This window comes from Streptomyces sp. NPDC026301 (genome assembly GCF_055567935.1).
The window spans coordinates 20,564-45,855 of sequence record NZ_JBVHPN010000016.1 but is presented as its reverse complement, the minus strand read 5'-3'; the positions used below and the strand labels follow the sequence as shown (position 1 = coordinate 45,855).

Below are 25,292 nucleotides of genomic sequence, written 5' to 3'. Positions count from 1 at the left end.
AGCACAGATCGCGGACGTATGCGCGACCGAACAGCCAGGATACTGGACGTGCCGCGATTGACCCAATCCACGGCCGGCGCCCCCGGCACCGCCGGCCCTGCAGACGCGTCAGTGCCCCTGCTCGTACTGCCGCAGCTGGTCGAGGTCGATCATGCTGGTGTCGAAGAGGCTGGTCTCGTCCAGGGCGGCGGGCTGCTGTCCGTGGTGCTGGGGCTGCTGAGGCTGCTGCGGCTGCTCGCCGTGCGGGAACTGCTGGGCCTGCTGCGGGACGTACGCGGCGGGGTCGTAGCCCTGCTGCTGGGCCTGCTGCTGCCAGCCGTAGCCGTAGGGGTCCTGCTGCTGGGCGTACTGCTGCGGCTGCTGGTAGCCGTACGCGTCCTGGCCGTAGCCGGCCGTGGCGTAGTAGTCCTGCTGCGGCGCCCCGGCGGCGGGCTCCAGGCCGGGCTGCTGTACGAAGGGCTGTCCCGCCGGCTGCCCCGCCTGCTGGTCGCCGGGCTGGGCCGCGGGCGCCTGGGGCGCGGCGGGCTGCTGGGCGGCGGCGAGGTCGGCGAGGTACTCGGCGTCGCCGGACTGGGGCAGGCCCGTCGCGGGGTCCGTGTGCGCGGCGAACCGGTCGCCCAGCTCGTCGCTGGGCTGCGCCCCGAGCAGCTTCTGACGGCCGCGCCCGACCGCCTCCAGGGTCTTGGTCAGCACCGCCTCGAAGGCGCCGAACTTGGCGTCCACGTACGCGTCGGCCCGCTGCCGCAGCGTCTCCGGGTCGGCGCTGCGCTCGGGCGCCTCGGTGTCCGCGTACCCCGCCTCGTCCAGGCCGGGGCCGCGGCCGAGCAGCTTCTCGCGCCCCCGGTCCACCGACCCGATGGTCTTGGTCAGCACGACCTCGAAGTTGGCGAGCTTGCTGTCGACGTAGTCGTCGGCCTCGGCGCGGATCTCCTCGGCCTCCCGGCGGGCCTCCGCGAGGATGCGGTCGGCCTCCTCCTGGGACTGCCGGGCGACCTCGGTCTCGGAGAGCAGCGAGCCGCGCTGGGCGTGCGCGCTCTCGATGATCCGCTCCGCCTCGGCGCGGGCGTCCTCGACCATCTGCTCGCGCCCGCCGAGCAGCTCCTGCGCCTGCGCGAGCGACCCCGGGAGCGCGGCCCGCACCTCTTCGAGCTTGGCCAGCAGCTCGGCGCGGTTGACCACGCAGGAGGCCGACATGGGCATGGACCGGGCATGGCCGACGGTCTCGACGATCTCGTCGAGCTTCTTCTGCACGTCCACTGGGGGCTCGCCACTCTCTGGGGGATGAAACGACGGAACGGGGACGACTGTACGGCCCTCGCCCCCGCCCCCGACACCCACTGACGTACCGTCAGCCGGTCGGCCCCGCAACGCTTCCGGCGTCACTTCTCCCCGAGGCGCTCCGTAAGGGCTTCGAAGACGAAGTCCGGTACCAGGTGGGACACGTCACCGCCCCAGGCCGCGACCTCCTTGACCAGGCTGGAGGAGAGGAAGCTGTAGGTCGGGTTGGTGGGGACGAAGAGCGTCTCCACGCCCGAGAGGCCGTTGTTCATCTGGGCCATCTGCAGCTCGTAGTCGAAGTCGCTGACCGCGCGCAGGCCCTTCACGATGGCCGGAATGTCGCGCTGCTTGCAGAAGTCGACGAGGAGGCCGTGGAACGCCTCGACCTCGACATTGCCGTACTCGGCGGTCGCCCGGCGAATCAGCTCGATCCGCTCCTCGACCGTGAACAGGCCCTGCTTGGACTTGTTGATCATCACGGCGACGTGGACCACGTCGTAGAGCTTGGAGGCCCGGGCGATGATGTCCAGGTGCCCATTGGTGACGGGGTCGAACGACCCCGGACAGACGGCACGGCGCACTTGAGGTTCCTCGCTCTCCGATCCGGTCATGACTCGCTTGCCGACGTGGCGTTCCCGTCAGGGCGGTCGCCGGCGTTCCCGTCGGCGTCCTCGCACGTCGAAGCGGCGCGACCGTACCAAAGCGTGGCCTCGCCGTAGCGGCGGGAGCGCAGACCCGTGAATCCGTCGGGCCAGCGGAATTCCCCGCCCCTGGTGCTGCGCTCCACGGTGGCGAGCGCGTCGTCCGTGATCCAGCCCTGGGAGCGGAGTGTGAGGAGGATCTCGCGAAGATCGTCGTCGGTGACGGCGTACGGCGGGTCCAGGAAGACGAGGTCGTACGGCTCGCCGGAGACCGGCCCGGCCACGACCTGTTCGGCCTTCGCGGCGCGGAATTCGGCGCCCGGGAGGCCGATGCCGCGGATGTTCTCGCGGATCGTGCGGGCGGCCTTCGGGTCGGCCTCGGCCAGCAGCACGGCCGCGGCGCCCCGGGAGAGCGCCTCCAGGCCGACCGCGCCCGAGCCGCCGTACAGATCCAGCACCCGGGCCCCGGTCAGCGGGCCGTCCAGCGCCTCCCAGGTGGAGAACAGGCCCTCGCGCGCCCGGTCGGAGGTCGGGCGGGTGCCCGTGCCGGGCGGCACGGCCAGGCGCCGGCCGCCGGCCACGCCGGCGATCACGCGGGTCATACGATTCTCGTCCTCAGCTGTGCGGCCCATGCGGCCCATGGGCGGGGCGGGGCCGGGAGCGGTCCCGCACCCCCACGATATGGCGTACGGGCCCCGGAGCCCGCGCCGAAGCGGGCGCTACCGGTCGTCGGCCTCCTCCGCGCCACCCACCAGGGCCGGTGAGGCGTACCGCGACCAGGACAGGCAGCCGTCCGGCGGGCAGTACTCGGGGCGGCGCGGGTCGTGGCCGAGCTCGCGCAGCTTCGTCCGTACCGAATCGGGCGTGCGGCCGAAGCGGGCGGCGACGCGCGCGATGGTCTCGCCCGCGTGGAACCGGCGCGTCAGGTCCTCCTCGTGCTGCGGCACCCAGGGCGCGCCGTGCCCGGGGAACAGCTCGCGCAGCACATCGCGGTCCGGTATCGGCTCGGCCACGTCGGCGACCAGCGCGAGGGCGCGCAAGGCGCGGTTCAGTGCGATCCGCAGGGCCGGGACCTCGGCCAGGGGCAGGGTGAGGGCGCCGGAGGCGAGGAGGGTCTCGGGGGCCTCCTCCTGCCAGCCCGTGAAGGTGAGCGTGACGGTCGCGTCGTCGTCGCTGGCGAGCTCGATGCGGAAGATCTTGTCGCCGAGCGGGAGTTCGTTCAGATGCCGGAATGCCATGAAACGGCCCCCCTGGTCCGCGCACGGCCGGCCGCCGAGGAAACGCGCACGGGCCGGCTCGTACGGGATTCAGTCTCCCAGGGGGGTCTGACAATGGGCCCGCGCCGCACGCCTGTTGCGGCACCGCCCGGTCCCGGCGCGCCCCGGGCCGGGACCGTCGCCCTCACCCCTTGTCGAGGTAACTCTCCCGCTCGGTGTCCAGCAGCGCGTCCAACGCGACCCGCAGCTCGGGCAGTCCGGCCAGCTCCGGGTCGTTCGCCACGGTCGCCGTCGCCTCCTCCCGGGCCGCCTCGATCACGTCCTCGTCCTCGATGACGGCGAGCATCCGGAGGCTGGAGCGCACCCCGGACTGCGCCTGCCCCAGGACGTCGCCCTCGCGCCGCTGCTCCAGGTCGATCCGGGACAGCTCGAAGCCGTCCAGCGTGCTCGCCACGGCGCCCAGCCGGGCCCGCGCCGGGCTCGCCTCGGGCATCTCCGTCACCAGCAGGCACAGGCCGGGCGCCGAACCGCGGCCCACCCGGCCGCGCAGCTGGTGCAGCTGCGAGACGCCGAACCGGTCCGCGTCCATGATCACCATCGCGGTCGCGTTCGGGACGTTCACCCCCACCTCGATGACGGTCGTCGCCACGAGGACGTCGACCTCGCCGGCGGCGAACCGGCGCATCACGTCGTCCTTGTCGTCCGGCTGCATCCGCCCGTGCAGCACCTCCACGCGCAGCCCCGCGAGCGGGCCCTTGGCCAGCTGCTCGGCGACGTCCAGTACGGCCAGCGGCGGCCGCTTCTCGGCCTCCTCCGCCGCGCCGGCCTCCTCCTCGGCCGCCTCGGCCTTCTTCTTCGCGCCCTTCGCGCCCTTGGGCTCCTCCGCCTCGTCGCCGATCCGCGGGCAGACCACGTACGCCTGGTGGCCGCCCTCGACCTCCTCCCGCACCCGCTCCCAGGCGCGCGCGAGGAAGTGCGGCTTGTCCTTGGCCGGCACCACATGGCTGGCGATCGGCGACCGCCCGGCCGGCAACTGGTCCAGTACGGACGTCTCCAGGTCGCCGAAGACCGTCATCGCGACCGTGCGCGGAATGGGCGTCGCCGTCATCACCAGGAGGTGCGGCGGCTGCTTGCCCTTGGAGCGCAGCGCGTCCCGCTGCTCCACACCGAACCGGTGCTGCTCGTCCACCACGACCAGCCCCAGGTCGTGGAACTGCACCTTGTCCTCGATCAGCGCATGCGTACCGATCACGAGCCCCGCCTCGCCCGTCACGAGGTCCAGCAGCGCCTGCCGCCGCGCGGCCGTGCCCATCGAACCGGTCAGCAGCACGACCTTCGTCCCGCGCTCCGCCCCGCCGAGCATCCCGCCCTCGGCCAGCTCCCCCATCATCTCGGTGATCGAGCGGTGGTGCTGCTGCGCCAGCACCTCGGTCGGCGCCAGCATCGCCGCCTGCCCTCCGGTGTCCACCACGGCGAGCATGGCCCGCAGCGCCACCATGGTGTTGTGCGTCACCGTGAAGTGGTCGGTCACGTACGCATGGCTCGGGTGCGCGACGCTGATGCACTGCACGGGCTTCCTACCGACGTACTCCACGGCCCGGATGCCCCGGCGGAAGGTGTTGTACTTCGGCCGTCCGTGCATGCGGCCGGCCTTCCGGGCGAGCCTGAACGGCGGGTATTCGTCGGGCAGAGCCACGGAAACGTTGAAGGCGTCCCGCTTGGGCAGGACCCGTGCGCGCCCGCCCAACGAGCGCACGAGCCACGCCACGTCATCGGCCAGCCGTCGCGAGGCCGAGCAGAAGGAGGCGGCCAGGCCGTTCTGCTGGACCGTACCGTCCGTGTCCATGAGCCCCTGCAGGGCGGCCAGCCGGTCCTTGACCGGCGCGTTCTTGTATCCGGCCGGAACGAACTTCTCGTGCGACGTGACGCCCCAGAGGCCGAGATCGCGCAAGGCCTGGATCACGGGGTTCCGGCGAGCTCCCCCCTTGGGTGCGGACAGCTGGATCGTGTGGTCACAATCCGAGCCGGTGACCGGCACGAGCCTGCAGTGCGGCGCCACTGCGGCGCCTGCCGCCACAAGCAGTTCGTCGTCCATGCTGGACAACCGGAGGTTGTGCCGGAAGGAACCGTCTCCCAAGAGGAGACCCAGCAGATACGAATCCAACGGGCGGCCTTCACCGCCCTCCAGGTCCACCGGCACTGCGGGCGCGATGTACCACTTCGACGAGCCGTTGGCCTTGAAGGTGTCCGTTCTGATCTCGCGGGTCGTCAGCACCTTCGGCCGTTCGCCACGGTGCAGCGCGCAACTCGTCCCGACGATCCAGAGGTGTTCGTCGTCGCATTCGACAGAACTACCGTCGGAGAGCACGAGACGCCACACCTCCCGCTCGCCTTGCGGAAAGACACCGTCCACCACAGCGATCTCGCCATTCGGCACCACCACTTCGTCACCGAGCGCCATGTCCCCCATGCGGCGGAATCCCTGGGGGGCCAGGACCGAGGAATCGAGCGGCTGTGCCTTCCCGCTGCCCACCTCCCCCTGGAGGAGGCGGTGCATCGGGTGGTCCGTGGCCAGGTCGTCGAAGATTTCGCGGCTGACCTTCTGCTGGCCGTCGGTGAGGGTGAAGGGCAGCCGGGCGTCGAAGGCGTCCAGCAGGCCGTCCTCGGTCAGCGGGCGGGGGACGGCGGGGAGCTGGGTCTCGGCGAAGCGGCGGCGGGCCAGCGCGACCTGGAGGACGAACGCCTCGTCCCACTTCAGGCGGGCCCGGGCGTCGGCGATGTCGGCCTTGGTGGCGGGCCGGTGGATCTTCAGCAGGGCCTCGGGCAGCGGGACCAGGCCGCGGCCCTCGCGGAGCGCGGGCGGCAGCGGGTCGACCGCCTCCCGGGCGCTGGGCAGCACCGCGTCGACCGCCTTGGCGACCTTCCAGGACGGCATCTTCTGGGCCGCCGGGTAGATCGGCAGGAGCTGGCCGGCGAAGGCGTCCACGGCGTCGTCGCCGCCCTCGCCCGCGAGGAGTTCGTACTCGGGGTGGGCGAGCTGGAGCTTGCGGTTGAAGACCGAGACCTTGCCCGCGAACATCGCGCGGCGGCCCGGGAGGAGGTCGTGCCGCGGCTTGTGGATGCCCTTGCCGAAGAAGACCAGCTGGAGCCGGCCGCTGCCGTCGGTGAGCGTGACCTCCAGGCGCTGGCCGCGGCCGTGGTTGAAGGTGTGCACGCGGGCGTCGGCGACCCGGGCGACGACCGTGACGTGCTCGTCGAGCGGGAGGTCGGCGAGGGTGGTCAGCTCGCCGCGCTCGGCGTACCGCCGGGGGTAGTGGTGCAGCAGATCGCCGACCGTGTGCAGGCCGAGGTGCTCGGCCAGCACCTTCGCGGTGGTGCCGCCGAGGATCTTCTTCAGTGGTTCATCCAGCACGGGTCCATTGCACACCACGCCACTGACAAGCGGCGGGAGGACCGGTGAACAGGCCGCGGGGAGGCGGCTACTCCACACCGATCAGCAGCAGCGACGACTGCCGGCCCCCGGCGTACACCACCGTGTCCACGGCCAGGTAGCGCTCGCGTACGTGGCGTTCGAGGCGGTCGGCCAGGTCCTGGGGGAAGTCCTCGCCGCACACGAGGGTGACCATCTCGCCGCCCGCCGAGAGCATCCGGTCCAGTACGTCGAGGGCGGTGGCCGCCGGGTCCGCGCCGATCACCGCGACGTCGCCGTCCACCAGCCCCAGTATGTCCCCGGCCTGGCAGACCCCGGCCATCGTCCAGGACTGCCGCTCGGCGACCGTCAGCTCGCCGTAGCGGGTGGCGCCCGCCGCCGAGGTCATCGCCACCACGTCCTCGTCGAACGTGCGGCCGGACTCATGGACGGCCAGCGCCGCGATGCCCTGGACCGCGGCCCGGGTGGGGATCACGGCGACGCGCACGCCTTCGGTACGGGCCTGGCCGGCCGCTGCCGCGGCCGTGTGCCGCAGGTCGGCGTCGTTCGGCAGCAGCACCACCTCGCGGGCGTGCGCCTGCCGGATCGCCTGGACCAGCTCGCCGCTGGCGGGCGGCTCCCCGGGGCGTACGGAGACCACCGTCGCGCCGGCCTCGGCGCACAGCCCGGCCAGCCCGTCTCCCGGTACCACCGCGACCACGGCCCGTTCCGCGCGCTCCGGGGCCGCGCTCCGGGCGGCCTCGGCGCCCGCGAAGTGCGTGATGCGGATCCGGTACGGGCGGCCCGCCTCGATGCCCGCCTCGACGGCCGCGCCCGCGTCGTCCACGTGCACGTGGACGTTCCACAGGCCGTCCCCGCCGACCACGACCAGGGAGTCGCCGAGCCCGTCGAGCCGGGTGCGCAGCCGGGCCACGGCCTCGTCGTCGGCCTCCAGGAGGTAGATCACCTCGAAGGCGGGGCCGTCGGCGGCGGCGTGCTCGTCGGGGCCGCAGCCGCCGGCCTCGGTGACGACCGTGGCGGGGTCCGTGCCGCTCCAGGAGGCGGGGGCGCCCACGGCGATCCGTACGCCGCCGGTCGCTGCCGTGCGCTCCCCGGACAGCGCGTCCGCGAGCGCGCCCAGGACGGCGACCAGGCCGCAGCCGCCCGCGTCGACCACACCGGCCCTGCCCAGCACCGCGAGCTGCCCAGGAGTGGCGTCCAGCGCCTTCCTGGCGCCCTCGTGGGCCGCGCGGGCCACCGCCACCACGTCACCGGCCGGCACGGCCCCCTCGGCGGCGTCGGCGGCGGCCGTCGCCACGGTGAGGACCGTGCCCTCCACGGGGTGCGCCACCGCCTCGTACGTGGACGCCGCGGCCCGCCGCAGTGCACGCGCCAGTGCCTCGGCCGTCCCGTGATCCGCCGCCCCGGGGGCGTGCGCCAGTACCTCCGTCATGCCGCGCAGCAGCTGCGCCAGGATGGTGCCGGAGTTGCCGCGGGCCCCGATGAGCGCGCCGTGCGCCATCGCGCCGATCGCGTCGGCGAGGCCGGGCGCGGTACCGGAGGCGGCGTGCCCGTCGAAGGCGGCGTCGACCGCGCGGGCGGCGGATTCCACGGTCAGGTAGAGGTTGGTGCCGGTGTCACCGTCCGCGACCGGGTAGACGTTGATCGCGTCGATCCGCTCGCGGTCCCGGCCGAGCGCCTCCAGGGCCAGCCCGCACCAGGCGCGGACCGCGGCAGCGTCGAGCGTGTGCGGCACCGTGCGTCCTCGGGGCACCGTGCGTCCTCCTCGGTCGCTGTATGTCCTCCCCGGTCGGGGCAGGCAGTGCACCGCAGGGTAGCCGCGGACGGGACCGGTGCTCGGGCGGGGGCCCCGGGCGGTCATGGTAGTTTCGTAGGGCGGGAGCGGTCGTTGTATGCTGCTCCGGTTGCCCGATGCGAATCGGGCTTTTTCCCCTCCCGGCACCGCTTGTCGTTCAATGCACTCGGCGCGCTGGGAATTACCGTAAGTGCATCTGAAGTCTTTGGAGTGACCCGTGGCTGCCAACTGCGACGTCTGCGGCAAGGGGCCGGGCTTCGGCAAGAGCGTTTCTCACTCGCACCGCCGCACCAACCGTCGTTGGAACCCCAACATTCAGACGGTGCGCGCTGTGATCGGGCGCACGCCGAAGCGGCTCAACGTCTGCACCTCGTGCATCAAGGCCGGCAAGGTCGCGCGCTGACGTTACGTCGTGGCGCAGCCTCTGCCGGTTGCCTTGAAGCCGGTCCACCTCCGGGTGGGCCGGCTTTTCTGTTGTCCGGGGGGCCGCGCGGGCGGGGCGTGCCCCACGAGGGACGCCCCCGCGGCGGCGGTCAGCGCAGCCGCCACCCGTGGTCGACGGGCCCGATGCCGCCGCCCAGCCGGAAGCCGGCCGCGATCGCGCCCGTGACGTACTCCTTCGCCGCCGCCACGGCCTCCGGAACGGTATCGCCGTGCGCCAGCCGGGCGGCGATCGCGCTGGCGAGCGTGCAGCCCGTGCCGTGCGTGTGCCGGTTGTCGTGGCGCGGGGCCCGGAGCCAGTGCTCCTGATCACCGTCGGTGAGCAGGTCCACCGCGTCGCCCGCCAGGTGCCCTCCCTTGATCAGCGCCCAGCGCGGCCCGTGGGCCAGGATCGCCGCGGCCGCCCGCCGCAGGTCGGCCTCTTCCCGCACCTGTACGCCCGTGAGCTGGGCCACCTCGTCGAGGTTGGGGGTGGCGACGGTCGCGGTCGGCAGCAGCTTCGTACGGACCGCGTCCAGGGCCGTGGCGGCGAGCAGCGCGTCGCCGTGCTTGGAGACGCCCACGGGGTCGACGACGACGGGCGCGGCGATCTCCGCGAGCAGCCCGGCGACCGTCTCGACCAGCTCGGGCGAGGAGAGCATGCCGGTCTTGACCGCCTGGACGCCGATGTCGTCCACGACGCTGCGGAACTGGGCCCGTACCGCCTCGGCGGGCAGCTCCCAGGCGCCCTGGACGCCCAGGGAGTTCTGCGCGGTGACGGCGGTCAGCACGCTCATGCCGTGCGTGCCGAGCGCCAGCATCGTCTTCAGGTCGGCCTGGATGCCGGCGCCGCCGCCGGAGTCGGAGCCTGCGACGGTCAGGACGCGGGGTGGTGTGTGCATGCCCCGAATCTAATCGACCGCCGGATCCGGCCGGCCACGTCGCCCCGGCCCAGGAGGCGTCTCAGCCGACCACGTCGTCGTCGCCGAAGTGGTCCCAGCCGCCCTTGGTCCAGGGCGCGCCGTCCACCGTCACCTGGGGCAGCGCGGAGGGGTTGAGGACCTCGCCGATGACCTTCCAGCGGGCGGGGAGCTTCACGTCCGGCGGGAAGGTCGCCACGATCGCGTGGTCCTCGCCGCCGGAGAGCACCCACTGCAGCGGGTCCACGCCGCAGGCCGTACCGATGTCGGCCATCTGCGAGGGCACGTCGATCTTCTGGGACTGCAGATCGATGCGGACCTTGCTGGCCTCGGCGATGTGCCCGAGGTCGGCGACCAGGCCGTCGCTGACGTCCGTCATGGCGGTGGCGCCGAGCCCGGCGGCCGCGGGGCCCGCGTGGTACGGCGGCTCCGGCCTGCGGTGCGCCTCCACGAAGGCGCGCGGGGAGCGGAAGCCGCGGGTGAGGACGGCGTGGCCCGCCGCGGACCAGCCGAGCCAGCCGGTGACCGCGACGACGTCGCCGGGCTGGGCGCCGCCCCGGGTGACCGGCTCGGCGTTGCGCAGGTCGCCGAGGGCGGTGATGGCGACGGTGATGATCTCGCCGCGCACGACGTCGCCGCCGACCACGGCGGCGCCCGCCACCTGGCACTCGTCGCGCAGCCCGTCCATCAGCTCCGTCGCCCACGTCGCGGGGAGTTCGGCGGGCACCACGAGGCCGAGCAGGATGGCGGTGGGGACCGCGCCCATGGCGGCGATGTCGGCGAGGTTCTGGGCGGCGGCCTTGCGGCCGACGTCGTAGGCGGTGGACCAGTCGCGGCGGAAGTGCCGCCCTTCGAGGAGTACGTCCGTACTGGCCACGACCCGGCGGTCCGGCGCGGTGACCACGGCGGCGTCGTCGCCCGGTCCGATGCGTACGGCCGGGGTGGAGGTGAGCCGCGAGGTCAGCTCTCTGATGAGGCCGAACTCCCCCAACTCGCCGACGGTGCCCTTCATGCTGTTGCCCTTCCCATGCGTACGGACCTTCCGTACTCCACTGACGCGTCGCGCACGGCCGACGCCGCCTTCCCGGACGGCCGCGCTCCGGATGACGCGTTCCGCGTCGGCGGCCGCGAACTGTTCGCCGCGTCCGCCGCGCGGGTCTCCCCGCTCCGCTCGGCGACGCGGTACCGTGGCGTCCCTTCTTCCCACATGATCCTCGAAGCCGCCCTGGAGGTCCCGTGGTACAGGCGTACATCCTGATCCAGACCGAGGTCGGCAAGGCGTCCGCGGTCGCCGAAGTGATCGCCAAACTGCCCGGCGTGCTCCAGGCCGAGGACGTGACCGGTCCCTACGACGTGATCGTGCGTGCCCAGGCTGACACGGTCGATGATCTGGGCCGCATGGTGGTCGCCAAAGTCCAGCAAGTGGACGGCATCACGCGCACCCTGACCTGCCCGGTGGTTCATATCTAGTCCCCCGTATGCTCGGCCGGGTGAAATCCTCGCCAGGCCGGTCGCTCGCTGCTCCGCCGCTGCTCGCCGTGCTGATCACAGTGGCGGGCTGTGCCCCGTCCGACGATTCGGCGAGCGTGGCGGTTCCCGCCCCGAAGGGGGAGCCGGCCCGGCTCTGCCGAGCGCTGCACGGGAAACTGCCCGACACCGTGGACGGTCTGAAGCGGCGGACCGCCGATCCCGTCTCCGACTTCACCGCCGTGTGGGGATCGCCCGCCGTGCGCCTGCGCTGCGGCGTGCCGAAGCCCGACGTGCTGAAGCCTGGTAATGAACATTACAACCCGCTGCAGGACGCCGCGGAAATCAACGGCGTCGAGTGGCTCTTCGAGAAGCAGGACGACGGCTATCGCTTCACGACCGTGCTGCGCCGCGCGAACGTCGAGGTGACCGTGCCGGGGAAGTACGCGCCCGAGGTCGATGTGCTCACCGACCTGGCGTCGGCCGTGAAGAAGACCGTTCCGGTCGGAGTCGTGTAGGACCCGGTCAACGTCGCGCAGAATCCGGTCGAGGTCGCGCAGGACACGCCCCGACCGGTCGCCGCGGAGGCTCAGCGCAGGCCCGTGGAGCGCCGCAGCGCCGCCTGGATGAGCCGGTCCACCAGCTCGGCGTAGCTCACCCCGGACTCCTGCCACATCCGCGGGTACATCGAAATGGGCGTGAAGCCCGGCAGGGTGTTGATCTCGTTGATGACGAACTCGCCGTTGTCCTGCAGGAAGAAGTCGGCGCGCACCAGGCCCTCGCAGGACGCCGCCTCGAACGCCTCGACGGCCAGCTCCTGGACGCGCGCCGTCTGCTCCTCGGTGAGCGGCGCGGGCACCAGTCCGGCGGCGGAGTCGATGTACTTGGCCTCGAAGTCGTAGAAGTCGTGCGCGGTGACCGGCGGGATCTCGGCCGGGACGCTGGCCCGCGGGCCGTCCTCGAACTCCAGCACGCCGCACTCGATCTCCCGGCCGCTCAGCAGCGACTCGACCAGGATCTTGGGGTCGTGGCGGCGGGCCTCCTCGACGGCCTCGTCCAGCCCGGAGAGGTCGTCCACCTTGGAGATGCCCATGGAGGAGCCGGCCCGGGCGGGCTTCACGAACAGCGGCCAGCCGTGCTCGCCGGCGAAGTCCACGATCTTCTTGCGCGCCGCAGCGGGGTCCTGCTCCCACTCGCGCGGGCGGATGACCTCGTACGGGCCGACCGGCAGCCCGAAGGAGGCGAACACCCGCTTCATGTAGTCCTTGTCCTGGCCGACGGCCGAGGAGAGCACGCCGGAGCCCACGTAGGGCACGCCGGACAGCTCCAGGAGGCCCTGGAGGGTGCCGTCCTCGCCGTACGGGCCGTGCAGGACGGGGAAGACCACGTCGACGTCGCCGAGCACCTTCGGCACCTGGCCGGGCTCGCTGTAGACGACCTCGCGGCTGGTGGGGTCGACCGGCAGGACCACGGAGCCGTCGGCGGACTCGGCCAGCTCCGCCACGCTCGGCAGCTTCCGGTCCGTGATGGCCATCCGCTCCGGCGCGTCGGCGGTCAGCGCCCAGCGGCCGTCCGACGTGATGCCGATCGGCAGCACGTCGTACTTCTCGCGGTCGATGGCGCTCAGTACGGCGCCCGCGGTGACCACGGAGATGGCGTGCTCGGAGCTGCGCCCGCCGAACACGACGGCGACGCGGGGCTTCTGGGAGGAGGTCTCGCTGCTCATATCGCGTCGAGACTACCTGTTGGTACGGCCGATGCGAATGACTTGGGGGGCGTGGGGCGCTTCAATGGGCCATGGTCGGCGGGGGCGTGGCGGGGGCCTCTCCCTCTCCGCGTTCCTGGCAGGGCCCTCCGCCTCCGCGTTCCTGGCAGGGCCCTCCGCCTCCGCGTTCCTGGCAGGGCCCCTCCCCCTCCGCGTTCCTGGCAGGGCCCCTCCCCCTCCGCGTTCCTGGCAGGGCCCCTCCCTCTCCCCAGACCAGCGGGAGAGCTCCCGTATCCGTGGCCAAGGCCCCTCCCCCACCTCCACCACACAAGCCGCGCAGAAGCGGCGTACCGCGAAGGTAGCGCTCACGGCTCGAGGCCGTCGGGCCCTGTGGACAACCGTGGGTTCAGTGGCGCTCGGGCTTCGCCGAGCGCGACATCAGTTCCTTCAGGGCCACCAGCGGCGGCTTGGCGTCGTGGACGATGCTCACGACCGTCTCGGTGATGGGCATCTCGACACCGTGCCGGCGCGCCAGGTCCAGCACCGATTCGCAGGACTTCACACCCTCGGCGGTCTGCTTGGTGACGGCGATGGTCTCTTCGAGGCTCATGCCGCGGCCGAGGTTCTGGCCGAAGGTGTTGTTGCGGGAGAGCGGCGAGGAGCACGTGGCGACCAGGTCGCCCATGCCCGCCAGCCCCGCGAACGTGGCCGGGTCGGCCCCCAGCGCGAGCCCCAGCCGCATCGTCTCGGCGAGGCCGCGGGTGATGAGGGACGCCTTGGCGTTGTCGCCCAGGCCCATGCCGCCCGCGATGCCCACCGCGAGACCGATGACGTTCTTCACCGCGCCGCCCAGCTCCGCGCCCACCACGTCGGTGGTGGTGTACGGGCGGAAGTACGGGGTGTGGCAGGCGGCCTGCAGGCGGGTGGCGACGGCCTCGTCGGTGCAGGCGACGACGGCGGCGGCGGGCTGCCGGGAGGCGATCTCCTTGGCGAGGTTCGGGCCGCTCAGCACGGCCACCCGCTCGGCGGGCACCTTGGCGACCTCTTCGATGACCTCGCTCATCCGCTTGGCCGTACCGAGCTCGATGCCCTTCATCAGCGACACCAGGACGGTGTCGGAGGGCAGCAGCGGCGCCCAGTCCGCGAGGTTGGCGCGCAGCGTCTGGGACGGCACGGCCAGGATGGCGAACTCCGCGCCGGCGGCGGCCTCGGCGGGGTCGGTGGTGGCCCGTACGGTCTGCGGCAGCTCCACGCCCGGGAGGTAGTCGGGGTTGGTGCGGCCGGTGTTGATGGCCTCGGCGAGCTCGGCGCGGCGGCCCCACAGGGTCACCTCACAGCCCGCATCGGCCAGCACCATCGCGAATGCGGTGCCCCACGACCCCGTGCCGTAGACGGCGCAGCGCGTCACTTGCCTTCATCCTCCTGAGTGGGGCCGGGCGTCTCGTCCCGCCGCATCTGCTGGTTCTTCCGGCGCTGTTCGGCGCGGGCCTTGCGGTGGTCGTACGGCTCGGCCGGCGCGGGCTCCTCGCGGACCTCGGCCAGGATGCCGGTCACCGAGGCCATGATGCGGTCGGTGACGGCGCGCAGCACCTCGGCGGTGGGTTCCTGGCCGTAGAACTCGTTCAGGTCGACCGGCGGGCCCGCCTTCACGCGCAGCGTCTTGCGCGGGAAGAGCCGGAGCTTCTTCTCCTTGGCGTACGGCGGCATCGCCTCGTTGGCGCCCCACTGGGCGACCGGGATGACGGGCGCCTTGGTGAGCAGGGCGACCCGGGCGGCGCCGGTCTTGCCCTGCATGGGCCACATGTCGGGGTCCCGGGTGAGGGTGCCCTCGGGGTAGAAGGCGACGCACTCGCCCCTGTTGATGGCGTCGACGGCGGCCCGGAACGCGGTGGCCGCGTCCGTGGATTCGCGGTAGACCGGGATCTGTCCCGTGCCGCGCATGACCGCGCCGACGAAGCCGCCCTTGAAGAGGCCGCTCTTGGCGAGGAATCGCGGGACCCGTCCGCTGTTGTACTGATAGTGCGCGTAGGAGAGCGGGTCGAGATACGAGTTGTGGTTGACCGCGGTGATGAATCCGCCCTCGGCGGGAATGTGCTCCATTCCCTGCCAGTCCCGCTTGAACAGCACCACGAGCGGCGGTTTTGCGATGACCGCTGCGAGGCGGTACCAGAAGCCGATTCTGTGGCGGGACACTCGGACACCCTCCTAATGGGACCTGCTGAGCTGCGGCGACCCGGCAGCCGCACAAGTGTCGCCCCCGGTACCCGGTCTGTCGAGGACACCGTATCCCCGCGCCCTGCTGCGGGCGGCGGCAGCGGGTGACAATGCTGCCGATGCGAGAAGAAGGAGCGGATGCGGTGTGGAGTCTGGTGGTGCCCCTGAAACCGCTGGTGCGGGCCAAGAGCAGACTGTCCGCCGCGGCGGACGCGCGCTTTCGGCCCCGGTTGGCGCTGGCGTTCGCCCTGGACACGGTGGCCGCGGCGCTGGAGTGCCCGGTGGTGCGCGATGTGGCGGTTGTCACGGACGATCCGCAGGCCGGTGAGGCGCTGGCGGCTCTCGGGGCGCGCATCGTGGCCGACGTGCCGGCGGCGGGGCTGAATCCCGCGATCGCGTACGGCGCGCACACCGTACGGGCGCACCGCCCCGGTGCCGCGGTGGCGGCGCTCAATGCGGATCTTCCGGCGCTGCGCACGGCGGAACTGGAACGGGTGCTCACCGCGGCCGCGCAATTCCCGCGCGCATTTCTCGCGGACGCGGCGGAAATAGGGACGACGCTGCTGACCGCGGCGCCGGAGGTGGAATTGGCCCCGGCTTTCGGCGGTGCCTCACGGGCCCGGCACGCGGCCTCCGGCGCTCAGGAGCTGGCGTTGTCCGACGTGCGGTCGGTGCGGCAGGACGTGGACACTCCGGAGGATCTCCGAGTGGCGCTGGAATGGGGCGTGGGGGCGTGGACGGCCCGCCATACGGCGGCCATCTCGGCGGGAATCGCGGCGCTGGGCGCTCCGGGGGCCTGAGCGGCCGCCCGGCCTTCCGGCAGGTGCGTCAGAACGTCTGGAGCGTGATGAGGGTGATCCGGCGGTCCGCGCCCTCGCCCGTCACGTCGATGCGGACCCGCTGGCCGGGGCGGAGCAGCCGCAGGCCGCCCGCGTCGAAGGCGGGGGCGTCGAAGGGCAGCGGGGTGCCGTCGTCGAGCAGCACGCTGCCCGTGCGGCGCTCGGCGTCGTAGGTGTATGCGGTGGCCTGCATGGTCAGAGCCTAAACGGGAGGGGGCGGGCAACGCACCGCGGGCCGGGCTCCTCAGGGGAGCCCGGCCCGTCGCGAGGTTCGCCGCGGGGCGGTCAGCGCTTGCGGGCGGTGGCCTTCTTGGCGGTGGTCTTGCGGGCGGTGGCCTTCTTGGCCGGGGCCTTCTTCGCCGTGGTCTTCTTGGCGGGGGCGGTCTTCTTGGCCGTGGCCTTCTTCGCCGTGGTGGCCTTCTTGGCCGGCGTCGCCTTCTTGGCGGTGGTGGCCTTCTTGGCCGGCGTGGCCTTCTTGGCGGTGGTGGTCTTCTTCGCCGTGGTGGCCTTCTTGGCCGGCGTGGCCTTCTTGGCGGTGGTGGTCTTCTTCGCCGCCGTGGTCTTCTTCGCCGCCGTCGCCTTCTTGGCGGTGGCCTTCTTGGCCGCGGCCTTGGCCGTCGTACGGGTGGAAGCACCGCCCGAAAGGCTGCCCTTCGGGGCCTTCTTGACGGCCACGTCGTTCTTCGGGAGCTTCTTCGAGCCGCTGACCAGGTCCTTGAAGCCCTGTCCGGCGCGGAATCGCGGCACGGAGGTCTTCTTCACCCGCACCCGCTCACCCGTCTGCGGGTTACGGGCGTAACGGGCCGGGCGGTCGACCTTTTCGAACGAGCCGAATCCGGTGACCGAAACGCGGTCGCCGCCGACCACGGCACGGACGATGGCGTCCAGGACCGCGTCGACCGCGTCCGCGGCGTTCTGACGTCCGCCGAGCTTGTCGGCAATGGCTTCTACGAGCTGCGCCTTGTTCACGTCTTCCCCTTCGGAGACATTGCTGGAACGAATGTGTTCAAGCTTTTTCGCACGTTAGGCAGATATATACCGCAAATCAAACACGAAACGGGCTAATCACCCTTGTGCCGCAACGAACTCGACCGTCACGGAGTTCCGTCGGCATCCACGTCTTCGGGATAACGCCCTTCGTCGAGGTCGTTCATGAAGCGCTCCAGACGCCGTGCCGCGCCGGCCAGATCGTGTTTCGCCGCAGCCGTGATGACAAGCAGCTTCCGGGTCAGCGCCATCCGTACGCCCTCCGGGACTTGCAGTGTCCGCACGCGTGTGTGTGCGGCCTTGAGACGGTCGGCGACGAGACCGTAGAGCTCCAGTTGGCCGTCGCGTTCCATGCGCTAATTGTGCCATCTGCGGTGAGTTGTCGCTTCACGGGGCCTCAACACGCCACTCAACAAGACGAAGCGCCCCTTGCCAAGTGACAAGGAGCGCATCGTATGCAAGATGTCTTTCAGCCAGAAAACCCCGAGGTCAGGCCACTACTGTACGCGGCTTGAAGGGCGGCCTGTTCGCTTCGTACGCGGCGATGGAGTCTTCCTCCCGGAGGGTGAGGCTGATGTCGTCCAGCCCCTCCAGCAGCCGCCAACGGGCGTTCTCGTCCAGCTCGAACCCGGCGGTGATGCCCGGGGCGCGGACCTCGCGGGCGACCAGGTCCACGGTGATCTCCGTGGTGGGGTCGGCCTCGGCCAGCTGCTGCAGCGCCTCCACGGTCTCCTGCGGCAGTACCACCGTCAACAGCCCGTTCTTGAGGGAGTTGCCGCGGAAGATGTCGGCGAAGCGGGAGGAGATGACGGCCTTGAAGCCGTAGTTCTGCAGCGCCCACACGGCGTGCTCACGGGAGGAGCCGGTGCCGAAGTCGGGGCCGGCCACCAGCACGGTGGCGCCCCGGTAGGCGTCCTGGTTCAGCACGAAGTCGGGCTGCTTGCGCCACGCCTCGAACAGGCCGTCCTCGAAGCCGTCGCGGGTGACCTTCTTCAGCCAGTGCGCGGGGATGATCTGGTCGGTGTCCACATTGCTGCGGCGCAGCGGGACGACCCGGCCGGTGTGGGTGGTGAAGGCTTCCATGTTTTCAGACTCCAGCGGGCGCGGGGGCGGCGGCATCGGACAGGTCGGCCGGGGAGGCCAGGTGGCCGAGAACCGCTGTGGCGGCGGCGACCTGGGGAGAGACCAGGTGGGTGCGGCCCCCCTTGCCCTGCCGGCCCTCGAAGTTGCGGTTGGAGGTGGAGGCGGAGCGCTCGCCGGGCGCCAGCTGGTCGGGGTTCATGCCCAGGCACATCGAGCAGCCCGCGTGGCGCCATTCGGCGCCGGCGGCGGTGAAGACCTTGTCCAGGCCCTCCTCGACGGCCTGCAGGGCGACGCGTACCGAGCCGGGGACGATGAGCATCCGCACCCCGTCGGCGACCTTGCGGCCCTCCAGGAGGGTGGCGGCGGCGCGCAGGTCCTCGATGCGGCCGTTGGTGCACGAGCCCACGAAGACGGTGTCGACCTTGATGTCGCGCAGCGGCTGACCGGCCGTCAACCCCATGTACTCCAGGGCCTTTTCGGCGGCGTAGCGCTCCGAGGCGTCTTCGTAGGAGGCGGGGTCGGGGACGTTCTGGGACAGCGGGGCGCCCTGGCCGGGGTTGGTGCCCCAGGTGACGAACGGCGCCAGCTCGGCGGCGTCGATGACCACCTCGTGGTCGAAGACCGCGTCGTCGTCGGTGCGCAGCGTCTTCCAGTACTCCACCGCCGCGTCCCACTCCGCGCCCTCGGCCGGGGCGTGGTCACGGCCCTTGAGGTAGGCGAAGGTGGTCGCGTCCGGGGCGATCATGCCCGCGCGGGCGCCGGCCTCGATCGACATGTTGCAGATGGTCATCCGGGCTTCCATCGAGAGCTTCTCGATGGCCGAGCCGCGGTATTCGATGACATAGCCCTGGCCGCCGCCGGTGCCGATCTTCGCGATGATGGCGAGGATCAGGTCCTTGGCGGTGACGGTGTCGGGCAGCTCGCCCTCCACCGTGATGGCCATGGTCTTGAACGGGGAGAGCGGCAGCGTCTGGGTGGCCAGCACGTGCTCGACCTGGCTGGTGCCGATGCCGAAGGCCAGCGCGCCGAACGCGCCGTGCGTGGAGGTGTGGCTGTCGCCGCAGACCACGGTGGTGCCGGGCTGGGTCAGGCCCAACTGCGGGCCCACGACGTGAACGACGCCCTGCTCGACATCGCCGAGGGGGTGCAGGCGCACGCCGAACTCGGCGCAGTTCTTGCGCAGCGTCTCCAGCTGGGTGCGCGAGACCGGGTCGGCGATCGGCTTGTCGATGTCCAGCGTGGGGGTGTTGTGGTCCTCGGTGGCGATCGTCAGGTCCGTACGGCGCACCTGGCGGCCGGCCTTGCGCAGGCCGTCGAAGGCCTGCGGGCTGGTCACCTCGTGCAGCAGATGAAGATCGATGAAGAGCAGGTCGGGCTCGCCTTCCGCGCGCCGGACGACATGGTCGTCCCAGACCTTCTCCGCGAGTGTCCGTCCCATCGCTGTCCCTCCGGCCGGCCGACTTCGCCGGCCCAACTCGTCTGATTGCGCGCCGCTCGTACCCCTCGTACCGGGCGGTACACGGGCCCCGGTCCAGGGCCTCGCTTCAAGAGTGGCGACTTCCGCAGAAAATTGAACTTGCGTTTCACAGTGTGAGACGCGAGTATCGTTGCATGGACAACTCTAGCGGCGTCGGTGTTCTCGACAAGGCGGCTCTGGTATTGAGCGCTCTGGAGTCCGGTCCGGCCACCCTCGCCGGACTGGTCGGAGCGACCGGGCTCGCGCGCCCCACGGCGCACCGGCTTGCGGTAGCACTGGAACACCACCGGATGGTGGCGAGGGACATGCAGGGCCGGTTCATCCTCGGACCGCGGCTGTCGGAGCTCGCCGCCGCGGCGGGCGAGGACCGCCTGCTGGCCACGGCGGGACCGGTACTGACACACCTGCGCGATGTGACGGGCGAGAGCGCCCAGCTCTATCGCCGGCAGGGCGACATGCGGATCTGCGTGGCCGCCGCCGAGCGGCTCTCGGGCCTGCGGGACACCGTCCCGGTGGGCTCCACGCTCCCGATGAAGGCGGGCTCCGCCGCGCAGATCCTGATGGCCTGGGAAGAGCCCGAGCGGCTGCACAGGGGCCTTCAGGGGGCACGCTTCACCGCGACCGCGCTCTCGGGCGTACGGCGCCGCGGCTGGGCCCAGTCGATCGGCGAGCGGGAGCCGGGCGTGGCCTCGGTCTCCGCGCCCGTACGCGGCCCGTCGAACCGCGTGGTGGCCTCCGTGTCGGTCTCCGGGCCGATCGAGCGGCTGACCCGCCACCCGGGCCGGATGCACGCCCAGGCCGTCATCGACGCGGCGGCCCGCCTCAGCGAGGCCCTGCGCCGCACCACGGGCTGACCACTCCCCCACGCCTGCCGTCGCCAACGCCGCCGGCGGTGGGCAGGGGGCCTTTTCCGCTCTTTTCTTCTCGCGCTTTTTCTTTTCATCATGACCGACGCCGGCCATTGCGAAAGCGGGCGCACGAAAAAGGCCCTCCACCTGAGTGGAGGGCCTTTCTCGCTGTGTACCCCCGACCGGATTCGAACCGGCGCTACCGCCTTGAGAGGGCGGCGTGCTAGGCCGCTACACAACGGGGGCTCACCTGCGGTGTGAGCAGGAAGTTTGCAGTCCACCTGCTCAACTGCGCTGGGCTACCAGGACTCGAACCTAGACTAAATGAACCAGAATCACTCGTGCTGCCAATTACACCATAGCCCATGGTGGTTGAGACCGATCCAGGATCGGCACCAGTACCCCCGACCGGATTCGAACCGGCGCTACCGCCTTGAGAGGGCGGCGTGCTAGGCCGCTACACAACGGGGGCCCTAGCGATCCTCATCATCACCGCATCCGGGAGCGACCCGAAGGAGGTGGAGTGCAAGGATCTGTACCCCCGACCGGATTCGAACCGGCGCTACCGCCTTGAGAGGGCGGCGTGCTAGGCCGCTACACAACGGGGGCTGGCACTGCGATCAAGAGACTGCACTTCCGAGAAGACGATCTCTTGCTGGGCTACCAGGACTCGAACCTAGACTAACTGAACCAGAATCAGTCGTGCTGCCAATTACACCATAGCCCACCAAAACGCAACCCCTTGCGGGATTTTGTTTGGCTTGCGCTTCCCGCCGGGCCTGTCGGCCCTCTCGGGCGGCGCAGAAAGAACATTACCCGAAGGCGTCCGGCGCTCCAAAACGGGTATCGCCGCGCAGCAGGCCGGGCAGCTGGTTCAGGCCGGTGATCCGGATCAGCTCGGGCCGGCCGCCCAGTCCCCGGCGGTCCAGCCAGATGCCCGTGAGGCCCGCGGCCACGGCGCCACCGGCGTCGATGTCGGGCTGATCGCCCACGTACGCCACCTCCGCCGGCGGCAGCCCCAGGGCCTCACAGGCGGCGTGGAAGGCCCCGGCGGCGGGCTTGGCGATCCCCAGCTCCGCCGCGCACAGCAGCGCCTCGAAACGGTCCCGTACGCCCAGGACCCGCAGCTTGCGGTCCTGATTGCGGGTGGAGGAGTTCGAGAGCACCGCGTGCCGGTACTCCGCCGCAAGCAGCTCCAGTACCGGCAAGGTGTCCGGGAAGAGCGCCCAGGCGGCCTCGTAGTGCGCGAGGTACCGCCCGAACCACCCGTCGGCGTCCTCGTCGCTCATGGACGTCATACCGAGGAATTCACGCACCCGGTCCCGGCGCTGCGCCTCGAAGGTGATCCCGCCGGCCTCGAAGCGCCGCCAGTGGATCTCCGTGACCTCTTTCCAACGGGCGAGGGCCTGGTCGACGGAGACGAATCCGTCGGCCAGGCCCTCGGCGAGGAGATGCGCCTGCATCCCCGCCAGGTCGGCGCTCGCGTAATCGAAGATCGTGTCGTCGACGTCCCAGAGGACCGCGCGTATGGGCATACCCCGCACGCTACCGGCACCGCCGCTCTCAGGAGACCCAGTTCTTGAGCGGTTCGGTGTCGAGGGTCAGGTCCACGGGGTCGGGGAGGATGACTTTCATGCCGAAGGCCACGCTGACCACCTGGTCATAGCGGCTGCCGTCCGGCTGCGAGAAGACCTTGACCTCGCAGCTGTCCCGGTCGATCAGGAGGTAAACGGGGATGCCGGTCCCGGCGTAGGCGCGGGGCTTGTCGATGCGGTCGCGGCGGTCGGTGTCCGAATCGAACGAGGTCACCTCGACGACCATGAGCGCCGGGTCGGGATCGGCCCAATCACCCGCGCCGACGAAGGCGTCACTTGGTGCGAGAACACCGTCAGGAATGGCATAGCCGGTGCGGTACGCCTCCACCCTCAGTCCCTGATCATGTACCCACAGCTCAGGACGCGTCTGCAGGCAGAGACGCGTGAGCCATTGGATGATCCTCCCGTGATCCCCGTCCGCCACCGTTTTGACCCCCAGCCGCCCGTTGATGAACTCAAGACGCAGCCCCTCGGTGGTACGAGCGGCGACCCGGGCCAGCTCCTCGAATTCGCCCTGCAGCATGTGCGGTCGATCGGCAGTCACAGACATGTTCGCCCTCCTCGTCGCGTCCCGCTCAGTGTTCCGCGTCATGTCCGGCACCGCCCCTGCGTAGACGTTCCTGCACCCTCAGTCATACACGAAAGAGGGGCGGCGACCGGTGTGGTCGCCGCCCCTCTCGGAGACGAGGTAACTCCGAGCGCGTTACGCCGCGAGCTTCTTCAGGGCCGCGTCGATCCTGGAGAGCGTGCGGGGCTTGCCGAGGATCTCGAGGGACTCGAAGAGGGGGAGGCCGACCGTGCGGCCGGTGGTGGCCACGCGGACCGGGGCCTGGGCCTTGCCGAGCTTGAGGCCGTGCTCCTCGCCGGCGGCCAGTACGGCCTCCTTGAGGGACTCCGGGCTGCTCCAGTCCGCGGTCTCCAGCTTGGCGCGGGCGGTGGTGAGCAGGGCCACCGGGTCGCCCTTGCCCATCGCCTTGGTCCAGGACGCCTCGTCGAAGACCGGCTCCTTGAGGAAGAGGAAGTCGACGTTGTCGGTGATCTCGGAGAGGACCTTCAGGCGGCTCTGGGCGTGCGGGGCGATCGCGTCGAACACCGACTGGTCGAAGTCCGCCTCGTCCCAGGGGGCGAAGGGGGCGCGCAGCCAGGGGGCGCAGCGCTCGGTGAAGTCCTTCACGTCCAGCTGCCGGATGTGGTCGGCGTTGATCGCCTCGCACTTCTTGAGGTCGAAGCGCGCCGGGTTGGCGTTGACGTCCTCGATCTCGAACTTCGCGACCATCTCCTCGACGGAGAAGATGTCCTGGTCCTCGGAGAAGGACCAGCCGAGGAGGGAGAGGTAGTTCAGCAGGCCCTCGGGGAGGAAGCCGCGCTCGCGGTAGAGGTTGAGCGAGGACTGCGGGTCGCGCTTGGAGAGCTTCTTGTTGCCCTCGCCCATGACGTACGGCAGGTGGCCGAAGGCCGGGACCTGCTTCGCGACGCCCAGCTCGATCAGCGCCTTGTAGAGCGCGATCTGGCGCGGGGTGGAGGAGAGCAGGTCCTCGCCGCGCAGGACGTGGGTGATCTCCATGAGCGCGTCGTCGACCGGGTTGACGAGGGTGTACAGCGGCGCGCCGTTGGCCCGCAGGATGCCGTAGTCGGTGACGTTCTCCGCGGTGAAGGACAGCTCGCCGCGGACCAGGTCGGTGAAGGTGATCGTCTCGTCGGGCATCCGGAAGCGGACGATCGAGGTGCGGCCCTCGGCCTCGTACGCGGCCTTCTGCTCGGGGGTCACCGTGCGGCACTTGCCGTCGTACCCGGAGGGCTTGCCGGCCTTGCGCGCGGCCTCCCGGCGCTCCTCCAGCTCCTCGGCGGTGCAGTAGCAGTGGTAGGCGTGGCCGCCGTCCAGCAGCTTCTTCGCGACGTCCTGGTAGATGTCCATGCGCTGCGACTGGCGGTACGGGGCGTGCGGGCCGCCTTCGCCCTTGCCGCTGCTGTCGAACGCCGCGGGGCCCTCGTCCCAGTCGAAGCCCAGCCAGCGCATGGCGTCCAGGAGCTGCTCGTAGGACTCCTCGGAGTCGCGGGCCGCGTCGGTGTCCTCGACGCGGAAGACGAACGTGCCGCCGTGGTGCCGGGCGTAGGCCCAGTTGAAGAGGGCGGTGCGGACCAGGCCCACGTGGGGGTTGCCGGTCGGCGAGGGACAGAACCGTACGCGGACGGGGGTCGCGTTAGCCACGCTTGATCACCTTGTTGGTGAGAGTGCCGATGCCTTCGATGGTGACGGCGACCTCGTCGCCGACGTTGAGCGGGCCGACCCCGGCGGGGGTGCCCGTGAGGACGACGTCGCCGGGGAGCAGCGTCATCGCCTCCGTGATGTGGACGATCAGGTCCTCGATCGAGCGGACCATCTCGCTCGTGCGGCCCAGCTGGCGCTGTTCGCCGTTGACCGTGCACTGGATGGTCAGATCGCTCGGGTCCAGCTCGGTCTCGACCCAGGGGCCGAGCGGGCAGGAGCTGTCGAAGCCCTTGGCCCGGGCCCACTGCGCCTCGCGCTTCTGCACGTCGCGCGCGGTGATGTCGTTGGCGCAGGTGTAGCCGAGGATGACGTCCTTCACGCGCTCGCGGGGGACCTCGCGGCACATGCGGCCGATGACGACGGCGAGCTCGGCCTCGTGGTGCACCTCCTGCGAGAAGGAGGGGTACACGACGGGGTCGCCGGGGCCGACCACCGAGGTGGAGGGCTTGAAGAAGGCGACCGGCACGTCGTCGACCTCGTTGCCGAGCTCCTTGGCGTGCTCGGCGTAGTTGCGGCCGATGGCCACGACCTTGTTCGGGAGGACGGGCGGCAGCAGCCGCACCTTGTCCAGGGGGACCTTCTGGCCCGAGCGCTCGAACTCGGCGAAGGGGTGTCCCTTGATGACATCGAGGTCACTGCCCTCGACGACGCCGAAGCCGACGTTGCCGTCGATGGAAAATCTGGCGATGCGCACGGAAGCCGCTGCCCCTCTTGATCTCTTACCGGGAGTGGACACCCCAGGCTATCGCGGGAGCAGGACCCGTCCTCTGTCCTTTTTGTGCGTCGCGTCCTACTCGGGCGCGTCCATCAGGACGGTGCGGCGGGGGTTGGCGGTCTGGGCGGGCAGCTCGACGGCGTCCTCGGGCCGGGTCGCGTCCTCGGCCGGCGCGGTCTGCAGCTCCTCGGCGTCCTTCAGGTGCATCAGGGTCGTGCGCCGCGGGTTGGCTATGGAGCGGAACATCATCGTCGTCTTCACTGCGGAATGCCTCGCGTATCTCGCGTGTGGTGGTCACTGCCCGGGCAACGTGCCGCTGGGCGATTGCGGCACGTGTGTAAAGCGTCAGGCTATGCGCGCTATTCCCGTCGATCTTGCGGTCAAGTCGGCGA

The 25,292-nt window shown here is 71.1% G+C and carries 26 protein-coding genes and 5 tRNA genes; 5 read left to right on the top strand and 26 right to left on the bottom strand.

The window, feature by feature from the left end:
* Nucleotides 1–108: 108 nt before the first annotated feature.
* The 6 genes from ACZ4MH_RS26080 to ACZ4MH_RS26055 all read right to left on the bottom strand — a co-directional run bounded on the left by ACZ4MH_RS26080 (nt 109) and on the right by ACZ4MH_RS26055 (nt 8,301).
* On the bottom strand, nt 109–1,257 hold the full coding sequence (locus ACZ4MH_RS26080; RefSeq protein WP_351595755.1) for an ATP synthase F0 subunit B: 1,149 nt from the start codon (nt 1,255–1,257) through the stop codon (nt 109–111).
* Between the two features lie 122 nt (nt 1,258–1,379).
* Nucleotides 1,380–1,859 carry a pantetheine-phosphate adenylyltransferase gene (gene coaD / locus ACZ4MH_RS26075; protein ID WP_351595758.1) on the bottom strand — a complete coding sequence of 160 codons (480 nt, stop codon included), beginning with the start codon at nt 1,857–1,859 and terminating at the stop codon, nt 1,380–1,382.
* 26 nt (nt 1,860–1,885) lie between these two features.
* Entirely contained in the window at nt 1,886–2,551 is a 666-nt protein-coding gene (gene rsmD / locus ACZ4MH_RS26070; protein ID WP_351595761.1) for a 16S rRNA (guanine(966)-N(2))-methyltransferase RsmD, read from the bottom strand.
* Nucleotides 2,552–2,638: 87 nt separating this feature from the next.
* The gene (locus ACZ4MH_RS26065) at nt 2,639–3,157 is read right to left on the bottom strand and encodes a hypothetical protein (RefSeq protein WP_351595764.1); all 519 of its coding nucleotides are present in this window, start codon (nt 3,155–3,157) and stop codon (nt 2,639–2,641) included.
* Between the two features lie 163 nt (nt 3,158–3,320).
* Nucleotides 3,321–6,548: a helicase-related protein gene (locus tag ACZ4MH_RS26060; protein WP_351595767.1), complete on the bottom strand. Its 3,228-nt coding sequence runs from the start codon at nt 6,546–6,548 to the stop codon at nt 3,321–3,323.
* 67 nt (nt 6,549–6,615) lie between these two features.
* Nucleotides 6,616–8,301 (bottom strand): DAK2 domain-containing protein, encoded by a 1,686-nt coding sequence (locus ACZ4MH_RS26055; RefSeq protein ID WP_351595823.1) that lies wholly within the window; start codon nt 8,299–8,301, stop codon nt 6,616–6,618.
* Nucleotides 8,302–8,578: 277 nt separating this feature from the next.
* Here ACZ4MH_RS26055 and rpmB point away from each other — a divergent pair, with 277 nt between their 5' ends.
* A complete protein-coding gene (rpmB, locus tag ACZ4MH_RS26050; protein WP_030267048.1) occupies nt 8,579–8,764 on the top strand; it encodes a 50S ribosomal protein L28 in 186 nt (61 codons plus the stop codon).
* Between the two features lie 130 nt (nt 8,765–8,894).
* Here the strand turns inward: rpmB and thiD are convergent, their stop codons facing one another.
* Both thiD and ACZ4MH_RS26040 read right to left on the bottom strand, forming a co-directional pair.
* Complete coding sequence (gene thiD, locus ACZ4MH_RS26045) at nt 8,895–9,683, bottom strand: bifunctional hydroxymethylpyrimidine kinase/phosphomethylpyrimidine kinase (RefSeq protein ID WP_351595771.1); 789 nt, start codon at nt 9,681–9,683, stop codon at nt 8,895–8,897.
* Nucleotides 9,684–9,744: 61 nt separating this feature from the next.
* Nucleotides 9,745–10,713, bottom strand: coding sequence for a thiamine-phosphate kinase (locus ACZ4MH_RS26040; protein WP_030267042.1), 969 nt, complete (start codon nt 10,711–10,713; stop codon nt 9,745–9,747).
* 224 nt (nt 10,714–10,937) lie between these two features.
* Between ACZ4MH_RS26040 and ACZ4MH_RS26035 the strand changes: the two genes are divergently transcribed.
* A complete protein-coding gene (locus ACZ4MH_RS26035) occupies nt 10,938–11,171 on the top strand; it encodes an Lrp/AsnC family transcriptional regulator (protein ID WP_351595775.1) in 234 nt (77 codons plus the stop codon).
* A gap of 8 nt (nt 11,172–11,179) precedes the next feature.
* On the top strand, nt 11,180–11,686 hold the full coding sequence (locus ACZ4MH_RS26030) for a DUF3515 domain-containing protein (protein WP_351595778.1): 507 nt from the start codon (nt 11,180–11,182) through the stop codon (nt 11,684–11,686).
* Between the two features lie 71 nt (nt 11,687–11,757).
* Here ACZ4MH_RS26030 and ACZ4MH_RS26025 read toward each other — a convergent pair whose 3' ends face one another.
* The 3 genes from ACZ4MH_RS26025 to ACZ4MH_RS26015 all read right to left on the bottom strand — a co-directional run bounded on the left by ACZ4MH_RS26025 (nt 11,758) and on the right by ACZ4MH_RS26015 (nt 15,066).
* Nucleotides 11,758–12,894 (bottom strand): D-alanine--D-alanine ligase family protein, encoded by a 1,137-nt coding sequence (locus tag ACZ4MH_RS26025; protein WP_351595781.1) that lies wholly within the window; start codon nt 12,892–12,894, stop codon nt 11,758–11,760.
* A gap of 385 nt (nt 12,895–13,279) precedes the next feature.
* A complete protein-coding gene (locus ACZ4MH_RS26020) occupies nt 13,280–14,281 on the bottom strand; it encodes an NAD(P)H-dependent glycerol-3-phosphate dehydrogenase (RefSeq protein WP_351595784.1) in 1,002 nt (333 codons plus the stop codon).
* Nucleotides 14,278–15,066: a lysophospholipid acyltransferase family protein gene (locus ACZ4MH_RS26015; RefSeq protein WP_351595787.1), complete on the bottom strand. Its 789-nt coding sequence runs from the start codon at nt 15,064–15,066 to the stop codon at nt 14,278–14,280. Before ACZ4MH_RS26015 ends, ACZ4MH_RS26020 begins: the two co-directional genes overlap by 4 nt.
* A gap of 131 nt (nt 15,067–15,197) precedes the next feature.
* Here ACZ4MH_RS26015 and cofC point away from each other — a divergent pair, with 131 nt between their 5' ends.
* Entirely contained in the window at nt 15,198–15,887 is a 690-nt protein-coding gene (cofC, locus tag ACZ4MH_RS26010) for a 2-phospho-L-lactate guanylyltransferase (RefSeq protein WP_467754714.1), read from the top strand.
* Nucleotides 15,888–15,915: 28 nt separating this feature from the next.
* On the opposite strand, the gene ACZ4MH_RS26005 is transcribed toward cofC, so the two are convergent.
* The 5 genes from ACZ4MH_RS26005 to leuC all read right to left on the bottom strand — a co-directional run bounded on the left by ACZ4MH_RS26005 (nt 15,916) and on the right by leuC (nt 19,434).
* A complete protein-coding gene (locus ACZ4MH_RS26005; protein WP_351595793.1) occupies nt 15,916–16,119 on the bottom strand; it encodes a hypothetical protein in 204 nt (67 codons plus the stop codon).
* Nucleotides 16,120–16,211: 92 nt separating this feature from the next.
* Nucleotides 16,212–16,895 carry an HU family DNA-binding protein gene (locus ACZ4MH_RS26000; protein ID WP_351595796.1) on the bottom strand — a complete coding sequence of 228 codons (684 nt, stop codon included), beginning with the start codon at nt 16,893–16,895 and terminating at the stop codon, nt 16,212–16,214.
* A 125-nt stretch (nt 16,896–17,020) separates the two neighbouring features.
* Complete coding sequence (locus ACZ4MH_RS25995) at nt 17,021–17,266, bottom strand: SCO5555 family protein (protein ID WP_030267010.1); 246 nt, start codon at nt 17,264–17,266, stop codon at nt 17,021–17,023.
* 136 nt (nt 17,267–17,402) lie between these two features.
* Nucleotides 17,403–17,996: a 3-isopropylmalate dehydratase small subunit gene (gene leuD / locus ACZ4MH_RS25990; RefSeq protein ID WP_351595799.1), complete on the bottom strand. Its 594-nt coding sequence runs from the start codon at nt 17,994–17,996 to the stop codon at nt 17,403–17,405.
* 4 nt (nt 17,997–18,000) lie between these two features.
* Nucleotides 18,001–19,434 (bottom strand): 3-isopropylmalate dehydratase large subunit, encoded by a 1,434-nt coding sequence (leuC, locus tag ACZ4MH_RS25985; protein ID WP_351595801.1) that lies wholly within the window; start codon nt 19,432–19,434, stop codon nt 18,001–18,003.
* A gap of 173 nt (nt 19,435–19,607) precedes the next feature.
* Here leuC and ndgR point away from each other — a divergent pair, with 173 nt between their 5' ends.
* Entirely contained in the window at nt 19,608–20,327 is a 720-nt protein-coding gene (gene ndgR / locus ACZ4MH_RS25980; protein ID WP_351595803.1) for an IclR family transcriptional regulator NdgR, read from the top strand.
* A gap of 167 nt (nt 20,328–20,494) precedes the next feature.
* Here ndgR and ACZ4MH_RS25975 read toward each other — a convergent pair.
* From ACZ4MH_RS25975 to ACZ4MH_RS25930, 10 genes are all read right to left on the bottom strand, one after another.
* Nucleotides 20,495–20,567, bottom strand: a tRNA-Glu gene (locus ACZ4MH_RS25975).
* A 48-nt stretch (nt 20,568–20,615) separates the two neighbouring features.
* A tRNA-Gln gene (locus ACZ4MH_RS25970) sits at nt 20,616–20,687 on the bottom strand.
* Nucleotides 20,688–20,720: 33 nt separating this feature from the next.
* Nucleotides 20,721–20,793, bottom strand: a tRNA-Glu gene (locus tag ACZ4MH_RS25965).
* Nucleotides 20,794–20,857: 64 nt separating this feature from the next.
* Nucleotides 20,858–20,930 (bottom strand) — tRNA-Glu (locus tag ACZ4MH_RS25960).
* Nucleotides 20,931–20,976: 46 nt separating this feature from the next.
* Nucleotides 20,977–21,048 (bottom strand) — tRNA-Gln (locus ACZ4MH_RS25955).
* An 85-nt stretch (nt 21,049–21,133) separates the two neighbouring features.
* Nucleotides 21,134–21,856, bottom strand: a complete 723-nt coding sequence (locus tag ACZ4MH_RS25950) for an HAD family hydrolase (RefSeq protein WP_351595805.1) — start codon at nt 21,854–21,856, stop codon at nt 21,134–21,136.
* A gap of 28 nt (nt 21,857–21,884) precedes the next feature.
* Entirely contained in the window at nt 21,885–22,466 is a 582-nt protein-coding gene (locus ACZ4MH_RS25945) for a Uma2 family endonuclease (protein WP_351595808.1), read from the bottom strand.
* A gap of 153 nt (nt 22,467–22,619) precedes the next feature.
* Nucleotides 22,620–24,125: a glutamate--tRNA ligase gene (gene gltX / locus ACZ4MH_RS25940; protein WP_351595811.1), complete on the bottom strand. Its 1,506-nt coding sequence runs from the start codon at nt 24,123–24,125 to the stop codon at nt 22,620–22,622.
* The gene (locus ACZ4MH_RS25935; protein WP_351595814.1) at nt 24,118–24,879 is read right to left on the bottom strand and encodes a fumarylacetoacetate hydrolase family protein; all 762 of its coding nucleotides are present in this window, start codon (nt 24,877–24,879) and stop codon (nt 24,118–24,120) included. Before ACZ4MH_RS25935 ends, gltX begins: the two co-directional genes overlap by 8 nt.
* A 96-nt stretch (nt 24,880–24,975) precedes the next feature.
* Nucleotides 24,976–25,161, bottom strand: coding sequence for a hypothetical protein (locus ACZ4MH_RS25930; RefSeq protein WP_351595817.1), 186 nt, complete (start codon nt 25,159–25,161; stop codon nt 24,976–24,978).
* Nucleotides 25,162–25,292 lie beyond the last annotated feature (131 nt).